The organism is Bacteroides finegoldii DSM 17565, from assembly GCF_000156195.1.
GTDB classification, from domain to species: Bacteria; Bacteroidota; Bacteroidia; order Bacteroidales; family Bacteroidaceae; genus Bacteroides; species Bacteroides finegoldii.
This window is the reverse complement of record NZ_GG688330.1, coordinates 1-11,333: the sequence shown is the minus strand read 5'-3', so window position 1 is coordinate 11,333 and position 11,333 is coordinate 1. Positions and strand designations below refer to the sequence as shown.

Here is an 11,333-nt window from a genome sequence, read left to right as displayed (position 1 = left end):
AGGACTTCACAAAAGCCTTCAAAAAGTCATTCAAAGCACCGTATATCAGCTGATTACGGTGCTTTTTTATTTTTGCGCCCCAACAAGGTGAAGGCCTGAATGTAGGGTTTAGCCTTCAAAGTTCGGTCATTATTTGCTACATTTACTGCTACACTTTGAAGACCCCTCAAAAAAATGTAGCAGTGACCGAAAAATGAAGCCCATTTTGAAGCCTATAAAATCATTGATTCATAACTGATTATGTAGAACTTTGTAGCCATGGTGCTACATTAAATTTGAGTCGTTATGAGAATGATTTTTAAAGTGTCGTACTATGTACGTTCAAACTACGAAAACAAGCAGGGAAAGTCTCCCTTGATGATCCGGATTTTCCTGAATGGTGAAATGCTGAATGTCGGTTCTTCCGGTATCTACATTGACAAGAAGCTATGGAACAATTCCACCAACCGGGTAAAGGGGCGTGGAAGCGAATCCTTGAATCTGAATGCCCAGTTGGACAACATCTCAAATTCGCTGCAGATGATTTTCAAGAAGCATGAATTTGACGAAGACCTGACCCTTGACAAAATCAAGAGTATCTTTTTAGGCAAGAACAAGGTCAAGACTACGTTTGTGGAGTTCTATGACAAGTATCTGGAGGACATCAAGGCTCAGGTTGGTGCAGGAAAAAGCATAGCCTTGTATCACAAATATTCGGCTGCCCGAAGCCATTTTGTGAATTTCCTCCATGCCAAATACGGCAGAAAGGATCTCATGCCGGGTGAACTGACGCATCTGATTATCCATGATTTTGAAATATACCTGAAGACAGTGGTTTCCCTGAAGTCAAATTCGGCTACCAAGACGCTCAAATTCTTCAAGACCGTAGTCATCTTTGCCCAGAAGTGCGGCGTGATGACGCACGACCCTTTCTTGAACCACCACTTTCACCTGGAACCGGTGGATCGGGGTTTTCTTACGGATGAAGAAATACAGCGCATCATGCAGAAAGATTTTGAGATTCCTCGGCTTGAAATGGTAAGGGACGTTTTTATCTTTTCCTGTTTCTGTGGGCTTGCCTACATCGACGTGGCTCACCTGACGCAGGAAAATATCATCACCCTTGATAACCGTCCGTGGATTATCATCAACCGTCAGAAGACCAATGTGCAGAGTAATATCCCTTTGTTGGAGATACCTCAAATGATTCTTGACAAGTATAAAGGAAAGACTAAAGACAACAGGCTGCTTCCAGTCCTGTCAAATCAAAAGATCAATGCTTATCTCAAAGAGATTGCTGACCTTTGTGGAATCAAGAAACGTCTCAGCTACCACCTTGCACGTCATACGTTTGCAACGATGTTGCTCAGCAAGGGTGTTCCCATTGAGTCCGTTTCAAAGATGCTGGGACATACCAACATTAAAACAACACAAATCTATGCGCGTATCACCAACAAGAAAATTGAGCAGGATATGATGCAAGTCGCCGACAAGTTTGATGGCTTCAAAAACTGTTTCATCAATTAACCGACTTGCTTCAGTTCAATCCTTACTTCGAGGGAAAAGACCCGTTACACCTTTACCAAGCCGTATCATTCCAACAGGAAGATACGGCTTTTTCCATATTGTACCTTTCCTCATCTCACTTTTATCCGTCCGAATGCTGCCGGAACAGATTGCCGGAAATAACCAGCACAAACGCAAGCGTCACCAGCTTCCATATCAAGACGAAAGTTTTCTTTACCAGCCATAATGCCAACCGCAGCATTACGCGAATAAGCCAAAGTGCCAACCGTATCAGCAAACCGATAAGAATGCAGACCGGCAACATATATATAAGGAGTAACAGTTCAAACATGGTCATCTGTTTTTAGTTATAAAAAATCTCTGCCGAGGTAGATTGTTATTACCAAATATACTAAAAATCAATGAGATACGCAAGAAATCATCTGCATTTTATTCGTGTCAATACATGTTCTTTCAACCTCATTTTCTGCATTTTATGGCCATGAACTCGGTGCTTGTCAAGCATTGTCACTCTGCAACTTTGAACATCATGTTGATTGCCCGAAGTTTTGAATGTCCAGAATGTGTAGGTTCTACAATACGATTACACCTTATTCTTTTTATCCCTCCGGGTTCAGTTCCATAATTGCCAGTACCATTGTTCTTTTTTCCCTTTTATCACAGAACGCATGTTTACAGATTTTCATTGCTGAATGCTCTTTTCCTTGTGTTGTCATGGCTATCTGGATGACAAGCAAATATAAACATAGGTTGAATAAAGACTGATGCCATAGCTATATGTCCTATTGTCTTTCAGTTAATGGTCACATGGCAATATGATTGCACATTCTTCTGTTTACAGATTTGTTGTTCCTCTGTCTCTTGTTTCACTCATTATGAAAACTGTGCAACACCAATCAAACAAGCGCAGGATGATACAGCCATGTAACTGGCATGCCTCCGACAGCTAAACTTCAAACCTTGTTTCTATAGCCACATGAACAACCGTCAGTTTCTACTTCATGCTTCGTGAACATTTCACCATGATATGGATGAACAAAGAGTCAATGAACAGGAGCTTTGGAAACCTTTGAATGCAAATCCCAGAATGCTTGATACACAGGTGAATTTGACAGAAGATTTTCTCTCAGAAAGATGTTGTGCATTTTTGCGCTTCGCAAAATTTTGCGGTAATTTGGGTCTGAAATCATCCCGGAAGACATCGAACTGTGTTGCATATGGAGCCAAGCAAGTTGTACCCTTGTCATTACAAAACAAGTTTTGTCCTCACAAGGGTAACTTGCCGACTGCCGTGCAGCGGAGCGATGTGCATCGCTGTTTCGCTTCGCGAAAGAGGTGTCCGGGAATCCGAACAACTAAAGTCAAGGCATATGAAAAACCAGCGTACCAAAGTATTTCAGTTACGGCTTACCTCCGATGAATTGCTGAATCTGAAGGAAAAAGCCGTTCCCTACCAGTCTGTGAGCAACTATATCCGCAAAGCAGTTGAAGAATTTACCCATGTGGATGTCAAACAACAGATTGAGATGATGCAGGACTTGTGTGCATTTTACCGAAAGTTCCAGAACGAACTGTCCTGGGCTGGCAGCAACCTGAATCAGTCGGTCAAGCGGGCCAACGAACTGGCGGTTGCCGGACTGCTGTCACCCGGTTATGTGAATGAAGTCTTGCTCCCTTCGATTCAGGATGTACAGAACATCTTGAAAAGGATAAAGGATGACTTGGAAACTTTGAACAACAGAACACGGCTGATTAAGTAAAGGTAAACGGATATTTTGTATTTGGGTGTGATGAATAGACTAACCTGTATCCAGTTTTACAAGCGACCGGGATTTTTAATCTGTCTGGTCCGCAACCCCAAGTTTCATGAATCAGCAAACAAATAGATAAATTATGATAGCAACCATACTTCCCGGAAGCGCAGACTTCCATGCAGTCGGTTATAACGAACACAAGGTCTATAAAGGAGTGGCCACCCTGCTGGAGATGCAGAACTTCGGTGGACTGGATGCCTCGGAACATCCGACCGCCAAACAGCTGGTGCAATTTCTCCAGTTCTACAGTTCCCAGAACAGCCGGATTCAGAAACCGCAGTTCCATGTAGCCATTTCCTGCAAAGGACATGAAATGTCGGAACAGCAGTTGCTTGATTTCGCGCACCAATATCTGCAGGAAATGGGGTATGCCGAACCCGGACAACCCTGGCTCATTTATGCCCATCACGATACAGACAATACACACCTGCACATCGTTACTTCGAGAGTGGCGCCCGACGGTCGCAAGATACAGCACGACCATGAACGCAGGCGCTCACAGACGGTCATTGACAAGATACTCGGTATGGACCGGCAGCAGAAAACAGAAAAGGACATAGAGGCTGCCAAGCAGTACAGCTTCTCCTCCTTTGCCCAGTTCAAGGCCGTGATGGGAACCATGGGCTATGAAGTCTTCCAGAAAGACGGAAACGTCTTCGTCAAGCAAGGCGGCCGAATCCAAAAGAAACTCCCCCTGACAGAGATTGAAACTCTATATAAGAAAGGTTATCAGGACAAGGCGCGCAACCGACAGCTGAGAGCCTATCTGAAAAAATACAGGGACGTATGCGCCAACAAGGAAGAACTGCAGAAGGAAATGAAGAAGAGCTTCGGCGTGGATGTGGTCTTCTTCGGCAAGAAAGACAAGCCCTACGGCTACATGCTGATTGACCATGCCAACAAGACTGTCATCCATGGTGCCAGGGTTCTAGCCGTAGAAGAACTGCTCGACTTCGCTACCCCCGAACAACGCTTTGACCGGATAGAAGCATTCATAGACCGGCTGCTGACCCTCAATCCCAAGATAACTCAGGGAGAAATTTTCCAGAAACTCAAGAAACAGCATGCCTATATAAAGAAAGGCGTCATCTACTACGATGGCCAAAGCAGACCCTTGCCGCCTTTCATGGCCAAGGCCATTGACCGGAACAACCGCATCAGCTTCATTGAGAAGTTCCGCCCTACCAATGACGCGGAAGTGGACTTGCTCTGTAAGATTTTCAAGGTGGACCATCCGGATCTGGTGGACATCTCTACAGAACGTCCTCCCAAGTATGCTGATTCCGTCGGTCGAATGCATGAAATCTTCAATGATCCCGAAGTGAAGTCCCCCCGCAGCGCCATGTACCAGGAAGGCTTCATCATCCGTCAGGTTGATGATACCTACTATGCCATCAACTTCAAGGAGCATATTCTCATCAACCTGAATGAAGAAGGCTTCGATGTGGAACGGGTGAAGAAGAAATCCAAAAAGCAGAAGCGCCAGGGTGTGCCGTTCAAGAAGTCCAAGAAGAAGACGCTCAATCCGGTCAAGAGTTTGCAGCGGAAGTGTCATCAGGGACTGGGCAAACTCCGGAAAGAAGGAGAAGGCAGTCACAGCGCCAACCGCGAATGGGAGGTTGGAAATAAGACCGACTACAATGATGTGAATGATGGACGTTCATTAAAGATGTAAGGAGCTTTTGGTCCTTTGCGGAAGAAGGAAACACTTGCTTACGGGAAAGTAACATTGTTTTAATCATGCAGATAAACGAATATTTATTAAACAGGCTATGGCTATAATCCGTAACCGGACAACCAATGGGGACCACTATTTTTTTGAAAGACTTTCATGGGACTGCCTACTGCAACCAATTCGGGCATATAGATTGAAAAACTCAGGTTCATCCGACTTATTTACCCATATTTCTGCAATCTCAAGCACATTGATGTTGTGCATTTAGGTTTTCAATATCTCTGCACATATTTTTGCTTGCAAATTTAATTCAAGTAAAAACGACATGATACAGCCCCCTGTCATAGTAACCTTTGCCAACCAGAAAGGAGGAGTCGGAAAGACTACTCTTTGTGTGACCTTTGCCAATTACTTGGTGACGAAAGGTGTCCGTCTGGTAATAATCGACTGTGATTTCCAGCACTCGATTATGAAGTGCCGTAAAACGGACCTTAAAAAATATGGAGAGGTACAGGTGCCTTACGAAGTATGGGCTTATGAACCGGATGACAAGACGGCCATGACCTCCCTGATTGAAAAGTTGCATAATGATCCGGAGATTGATGTGGTGCTTATGGATTCACCGGGAAGTCTGAAAGCGGAAGGTCTGGTCCCCATGTTTGTCAATTCAGATATCATCGTTGTTCCTTTCCACTATGATCTGGTGACCGTTCCTTCCACAGCCAGTTTTCTGCTTTTTCTTGACAGACTTCGTCAGGTAGTTGGAGACCGTATGAATGCACAGCTCTTCATCATTCCCAACCTCAATGACAACCGCGTAGGAAAGCGCTCAGAACTGATACTTTGGGACAATACACGGGAAACTTTTTCTAATTACGGTTATGTAACCGGGAAAATACCGAGGCGGGCTGATATGGAGCGGTTCAGTACAGTGGCTGCACTGGATATGCAGATTCGTTATGTTGGCAATGTTTTCGACAAGATCTATTTCAGCATTTTCGGCAAGGTAACTCCAGTGAGGGAGGTAAAGCTTACCGGAATACAACTGACGGATAATCTTAATCCGAAAATAGGCAAAGAAAAAAAATCGGGAAGAAGGTGTTACACATATTGCCATGGATGAAGATGGAAATGAAGAAGAACGCGAAGCAGGAGGTCTGTCTGCTGATACAACCGATAAGGAAGAATCGGAATATGAATGACGAGATTAAATTTATCAGTAACCATCAAATAACATAGCGCATGAAAAAAGACATTCCGGAAATTGGTGACTTGACACAAGGCATCAATGATTCTGACATTATCCTGACGCACAAGTTGCCCGAAATGTTGGAAAAATCATCCGGCCTCCAGGATCGGACGAATGGTACAAGTGAGAAGAAAACGGAAAGTGACGGAGAACCTATCCATCTTTCTCCCTCAAAGGAGGTGGAAGATTATTGGATAGGATTCCTGAAAAATTTGGAAATTTCCGATGAAAGTAATGTCAAAAGCGAACGACTGGTATGCAGGCTGGACCGGGATCTGGCAGACTCGCTGGATGACTGCAACATCCATAACCGCAGCCGTTCGGATATGGTCAATGCCATTGTCCGTACATTCTTTGATATTTACCTTCTACAGCTTGTGCCGTTTCGCAGAGAAAAGAAATCATTGTTTACAAATTTCAATCAAAAAGATTATGAGAAAGAAAAGGACTAATTGGACAGAGCAGAAGATTGCGGTTCTTATCCAGCTCTATCCCATAGAAACAACCCCGAGAACCGCAGAGATTTTGGGCATGTGCGAACGTGCTGTAAAGGAAAAGGCCCGTTGCTTGGGGCTGAAGAAAGCGGTCAAAAACCGTTGGATGGAGCATGCAGATTATGTACGCAATCATTTTGCTCACCGGTCTTATGCTGAGATAGGCAAGGAATTGGGAATTTCACGGGAATATGCCCGGCGCATTGCTGTTAGAATGGGATTAAAGCGTACTGCGTTGGAAGATTTTAAGGTGCTTTCACGAATCCATTCTGATATTATGCGGAGGGAAAGACGCAGGGTTATCTTCGGGCTGAGTCCCATCACCCGCATCAAGGTTGTGTCCAACCGGGCACGGGTAAGACTCCGTTCATGGCTCAAGTCCAAAGGCTACATTGCCGGAGAGGAATACGGTATCCTTTATTATACGGATGACCTTCACCGGATTCAGGAATCAGAGTTGAGAGGAGCCAAACTGGGCTTCCGCTTCCTGCCTTATCCGTCAGAGGAAACCATTGTATTGTCAAACATCCTATAACTACAGCTATGACCTACGGACAAGTAATCTTAATCCTCTTTGTGGTATTGATAGGCTACTACGGCTTTCTGATATTCATGGACATCCAGCATCTGAAGGCAGCCGAGGCAGCAGCGCAGGAGAATCAATCCGAAGAGGAAATAGACATCACGGATGAAGCCCGTTCCTTCCAGCCCCAGCAGGTGATCCGGGACGATAAGAAGAAGGAAGAGGAAAAGAAGCAGGAAGAAGCAGGGAATGAAAATGATTCCAACACGGATAAACAGCAGACAACATCTGATGAGCAACCGAATGAGAATGCTTCTTCTGAAAGTGGTGAAGATGTTTCCAATCCGGAAGCATCAACAGCTACCGAACAATCAGATATTCCTGTTCCGGCAGAGAATCCTTCCTCTGAAACAGTATCACAGACTCAAACTGCTGAGCCGGATAATACGGATGCCACATCAGCTTCTGATGCTACGGATGAAGATGAAATTGAAGACACTACCCATGCGGATGCCGAAGCAGCCCCATCGGAAGCTGGAACTTCTACCGGATCCAACTTCTCACCGAGCTACCGGGAACCCATCCTGACAGACGGCATCCTGGTGGATGACATCTTCAAAGCCATCGACCAGCTGGCAGAAACCGGTGAATGTGACCTGGGTACCATTATCTATCACTGCGAAAGCATGCGATATGCCGGGTAGATAAACCCGAAACCAACCGGACGAAAGTCCACCGTTCCTTTAGCGACCTCTGATACTTGAATGACCTCTGTTTCTTTGGCGACCTCTGTTCCTTTGGCGATGAAATCCATTATCAAAGAAATATACAATGAAACAATTCAATCAACTTGTATGCGGAAACCCAAACATCTTCCGCTCTATCCAGCGTTTTTCTGAAAAAGCAGTCAACCGCCTCATGGCCTGCAGTGCGGTACAGAAATGCCTCATGTTCATCTTTGCCCTTACGGTATCGGTCGGTGAAGCGATGGCAGGCAGCAAGGGAGCCGCAGGTTTTACCAAAGCCACGCAGGAAGTGAGTTCCTACCAGACTCCGGTGTCAAATTTGATGAAAGCGATTGCGGCCGTTATTGTGCTTGTAGGGGCGTTCAACGTCTACTTCAAGATGCAGAACGGCGACCAGGATGTCAAGAAAACCATCATGCTGACGATTGGTGGATGTATCGCATTTATCGCTCTTTCTGAGGCTCTTCCGCTCTTCTTTAAGTAATCCAATTTGTCAACATACTATCCAGAATTATGACGATGAATCAGGAGGGTTATCCCGTTTTCAAAGGCTTGCAGAAACCGCTGGAGTTCATGGGCATACGCGGCCGTTTTCTGACATTGGCAGCAGCGGCCATCGGTGTGTCGTTCGTAGGTTTCATCGGCTTCTCCATCGCTTTGGGAAAGCTTGCCGGGTTCATCGCCATGCTGGTGATGGCATTGGTCGGATTGGTCACCATTTATGTCAAGCAGCGTGGCGGTCTCCACAACAAACGGCGGGCAAAGGGTATCTATGTTTACAAGAATCTGAGACGCAACTCGTAAAACAAAATGAATGATTATGGCACGTACCAAGAAAAGAATATTTGACGGCCTTTATGCGCAGCTGGAGGAAACGGACGGCAATGTCGTCCTTTTTTCAGCTAAGGGGGAACCGTCGGTTATTTTCGAGATAACCAATCCCGTGCAGCAGCTCTGTACCGATGCGGAGCAGTACATGCTTTTTCAGGATGTGCTCTCCAACGTGGTGCAGACCCTTGGCGAGGGCTATGCCCTGCAGAAACAGGACGTGCTCTGTAAGCAGTCCTACCACCATGAGGTGCCGGAGAATGCGGAGTTCCTGACCAAAAGCTACTTCCGTTACTTTGAGGGAAGAGAATTTACGGAGATACGTACCTACCTTATCCTCACGCAGGAGGCACAGCGCAGCCAGTTCGTTCAGTACGACCCGAAGAGATGGCTGGACTTCCATTCCAAGGTTTCCAAAGTGAGCGACATCCTCAAGGAGAAGAATATCAAGCATCGGAAGTTGACCAAGGAAGAGGTGAACGAGTATTGCCACCGCTTCATGGCTTTCCAGTTCCGGCATGGTCCCTTCTCGATGACCAACTTCAAGGCATCAGACGAATATCTGAAAATCGGCGACCGGGTAGTCCGTTCCTATCCGCTGGTGGATATAGACGAGATTAACCTGCCTTCGCTGGTGAAGCCCTATACTCAGATGAACATCAACGGCTACGGCATCGCTACGGACTTGTTCTCTTTTCTGACGAGTGTGCCCCATGCTGATTGTGTGGTGTTCAACCAGGTGGTACAGATACCGAACCAACGGAAACTGCTACGCAAGTTACAAGCCAAAGCCAAGCGCCACGGCTCCATGCCTGACCCGAGCAACAAGATTGCGAAGGAAGACATTGAGGAAGTGTTGGACCGCCTGGCAGTGGACAGCACGCAGCTGGTCTATTGCAACTTCAATATCTTGATAAGCTGCCCGGCAGACAAGGTCACTCCGGTCACTTCCTATCTGGAAACCAAGCTGTATGAGTGTGGCATCATGCCGTCCCGTACTGCCTACAACCAGTTGGAATTGTTTACCGACAGCTTCCCCGGAAATGGCTATGCCTTCAATCCGGACTATGACCTGTTCCTTACTTTATCTGATGCAGCTTTGTGCTTCTTCTTCAAGGAACACTTGAAAGATTCGGAAGATACTCCCTTGACTACTTACTACACCGACCGCCAGGGGCTGCCAGTGTGTATTGACATCACAGGGAAAGAGGGCAAGGTGAAGATGACGGATAATGCCAACTTCTTCTGCATCGGACCTTCAGGAAGCGGGAAGTCATTCCACATGAACAGCGTAGTTCGTCAACTATTAGAGCAAAAGACGGATGTGGTTATGGTTGATACGGGCGATTCCTATGAAGGTATCTGTGGTTACTACAAGGGAACCTATATTTCTTACTCGAAGGAGAAGCCCATCTCCATGAATCCTTTCAAGGTAACAAAGGAAGAGTATGACCTGAACTTCGGGGAAAAGAAGAATTTCCTCAAATCGCTCATCTTCCTCATTTTTAAGGGTAACGACTTTCCATCAAAGATTGAGGACATGCTCATCAACCAGACCATCGTGGAATACTACGAAGCCTACTTCCATCCTTTTACCAAGTTCACGGAGAAGGAACGTGAAGGGTTGAGACAAAAGCTGTTGGTTGCCTCCAAGATGGAAGAAGACTACGACAAGTTCTCCCATAGCATGGAAGACATTGATGCCCAAATCAGAGAAGCCGAAATGGACAAGCAGGCAGAAAGCAGGGCACTCATGCTTCCGGCAGAAGCCCGGCGACTCAAGCTGCTCCGCCAGTGCCGTTCGCTTTTTGCCCTTGCCCAGGATGAAGCTGCCAGTAAAGGCGAAAAGGAACGTGCCCTGCAGATAATCGAGAACTACAAGAAGGAACTCTACAACAACTCCATGCTTATCAAGATAGACAAGCAGATAGACCATATCGAGGAACAGAAACGCAGATTGATAGTCCGGGAACTGTCATTCAATTCTTACTACGAGTTTGCTTTGGAGCGCATTCCGCAAATCGTGGCACAGGAGAAGATTCAGTTCAACATCCGCGACTTCGCTGCCATCCTGAAGCAGTTCTACCGGGGTGGCGAACTGGAGATGACCCTGAACTCCGACCTGGACGTGAACCTCTTCGATGAGCAGTTCATCGTCTTCGAAATCGATAAGATTAAGGATGACCCCGTGCTGTTCCCGATTGTGGTACTCATCATTATGGACGTGTTCCTGCAGAAGATGCGCATCAAGAAAGGACGCAAGGCGCTGATTATCGAGGAAGCGTGGAAGGCGATTGCTTCGCCCACTATGGCAGAATATATAAAATTTTTGTGTGCGCCCGTAAAGGTTGCATCGTAAATATCTCTTTGGCAAGAGATTAGGAAAGTGTTCTTTGAAAATGACCTATCATCAGCCGACTTATCTGTTTCGGGAAAACTTAACCGAGCAGGGAGTGTAGCATGTCGGAAAAGTCATAAGTCAGTTAGTTACCAAACTG

At 46.0% G+C, this 11,333-nt stretch carries 11 protein-coding genes; 10 read left to right on the top strand and 1 reads right to left on the bottom strand.

What is annotated here, in order from left to right:
• Positions 1-285 precede the first annotated feature (285 nt).
• The gene (locus BACFIN_RS04445) at positions 286-1,506 is read left to right on the top strand and encodes a site-specific integrase (RefSeq protein ID WP_007756657.1); all 1,221 of its coding nucleotides are present in this window, start codon (positions 286-288) and stop codon (positions 1,504-1,506) included.
• Between the two features lie 121 nt (positions 1,507-1,627).
• Here BACFIN_RS04445 and BACFIN_RS04450 read toward each other — a convergent pair whose 3' ends face one another.
• Entirely contained in the window at positions 1,628-1,837 is a 210-nt protein-coding gene (locus tag BACFIN_RS04450) for a hypothetical protein (protein ID WP_032839854.1), read from the bottom strand.
• A 1,039-nt stretch (positions 1,838-2,876) separates the two neighbouring features.
• Here BACFIN_RS04450 and BACFIN_RS04455 point away from each other — a divergent pair.
• The 9 genes from BACFIN_RS04455 to BACFIN_RS04495 all read left to right on the top strand — a co-directional run bounded on the left by BACFIN_RS04455 (position 2,877) and on the right by BACFIN_RS04495 (position 11,194).
• On the top strand, positions 2,877-3,266 hold the full coding sequence (locus tag BACFIN_RS04455) for a hypothetical protein (protein WP_032839853.1): 390 nt from the start codon (positions 2,877-2,879) through the stop codon (positions 3,264-3,266).
• A gap of 133 nt (positions 3,267-3,399) precedes the next feature.
• Positions 3,400-4,995: a relaxase/mobilization nuclease domain-containing protein gene (locus BACFIN_RS04460; protein ID WP_007756644.1), complete on the top strand. Its 1,596-nt coding sequence runs from the start codon at positions 3,400-3,402 to the stop codon at positions 4,993-4,995.
• A gap of 325 nt (positions 4,996-5,320) precedes the next feature.
• A complete protein-coding gene (locus tag BACFIN_RS04465) occupies positions 5,321-6,118 on the top strand; it encodes a ParA family protein (RefSeq protein ID WP_007756642.1) in 798 nt (265 codons plus the stop codon).
• Between the two features lie 119 nt (positions 6,119-6,237).
• Entirely contained in the window at positions 6,238-6,696 is a 459-nt protein-coding gene (locus BACFIN_RS04470) for a hypothetical protein (RefSeq protein ID WP_007756638.1), read from the top strand.
• Positions 6,677-7,273, top strand: coding sequence for a hypothetical protein (locus BACFIN_RS04475; RefSeq protein ID WP_007756631.1), 597 nt, complete (start codon positions 6,677-6,679; stop codon positions 7,271-7,273). Before BACFIN_RS04470 ends, BACFIN_RS04475 begins: the two co-directional genes overlap by 20 nt.
• Positions 7,274-7,281: 8 nt before the next feature.
• The gene (locus tag BACFIN_RS04480) at positions 7,282-7,965 is read left to right on the top strand and encodes a hypothetical protein (protein WP_007756628.1); all 684 of its coding nucleotides are present in this window, start codon (positions 7,282-7,284) and stop codon (positions 7,963-7,965) included.
• Positions 7,966-8,179: 214 nt separating this feature from the next.
• Positions 8,180-8,491 carry a DUF4134 domain-containing protein gene (locus tag BACFIN_RS04485; RefSeq protein WP_050761303.1) on the top strand — a complete coding sequence of 104 codons (312 nt, stop codon included), beginning with the start codon at positions 8,180-8,182 and terminating at the stop codon, positions 8,489-8,491.
• Positions 8,492-8,520: 29 nt separating this feature from the next.
• On the top strand, positions 8,521-8,811 hold the full coding sequence (locus BACFIN_RS04490; RefSeq protein WP_007756622.1) for a hypothetical protein: 291 nt from the start codon (positions 8,521-8,523) through the stop codon (positions 8,809-8,811).
• Between the two features lie 16 nt (positions 8,812-8,827).
• The gene (locus BACFIN_RS04495; RefSeq protein WP_032839863.1) at positions 8,828-11,194 is read left to right on the top strand and encodes a TraG/VirB4 family ATPase; all 2,367 of its coding nucleotides are present in this window, start codon (positions 8,828-8,830) and stop codon (positions 11,192-11,194) included.
• Positions 11,195-11,333: the final 139 nt, after the last annotated feature.

What these genes read in the sequence shown, in the direction of transcription:
- BACFIN_RS04445 (WP_007756657.1), top strand. Translation starts at nt 286, where the DNA reads ATGAGAATGATTTTTAAAGTGTCGTACTATGTACGTTCAAACTACGAA.
- BACFIN_RS04450 (WP_032839854.1), bottom strand. Translation starts at nt 1,837, where the DNA reads ATGTTTGAACTGTTACTCCTTATATATATGTTGCCGGTCTGCATTCTT.
- BACFIN_RS04455 (WP_032839853.1), top strand. Translation starts at nt 2,877, where the DNA reads ATGAAAAACCAGCGTACCAAAGTATTTCAGTTACGGCTTACCTCCGAT.
- BACFIN_RS04460 (WP_007756644.1), top strand. Translation starts at nt 3,400, where the DNA reads ATGATAGCAACCATACTTCCCGGAAGCGCAGACTTCCATGCAGTCGGT.
- BACFIN_RS04465 (WP_007756642.1), top strand. Translation starts at nt 5,321, where the DNA reads ATGATACAGCCCCCTGTCATAGTAACCTTTGCCAACCAGAAAGGAGGA.
- BACFIN_RS04470 (WP_007756638.1), top strand. Translation starts at nt 6,238, where the DNA reads ATGAAAAAAGACATTCCGGAAATTGGTGACTTGACACAAGGCATCAAT.
- BACFIN_RS04475 (WP_007756631.1), top strand. Translation starts at nt 6,677, where the DNA reads ATGAGAAAGAAAAGGACTAATTGGACAGAGCAGAAGATTGCGGTTCTT.
- BACFIN_RS04480 (WP_007756628.1), top strand. Translation starts at nt 7,282, where the DNA reads ATGACCTACGGACAAGTAATCTTAATCCTCTTTGTGGTATTGATAGGC.
- BACFIN_RS04485 (WP_050761303.1), top strand. Translation starts at nt 8,180, where the DNA reads ATGGCCTGCAGTGCGGTACAGAAATGCCTCATGTTCATCTTTGCCCTT.
- BACFIN_RS04490 (WP_007756622.1), top strand. Translation starts at nt 8,521, where the DNA reads ATGACGATGAATCAGGAGGGTTATCCCGTTTTCAAAGGCTTGCAGAAA.
- BACFIN_RS04495 (WP_032839863.1), top strand. Translation starts at nt 8,828, where the DNA reads ATGGCACGTACCAAGAAAAGAATATTTGACGGCCTTTATGCGCAGCTG.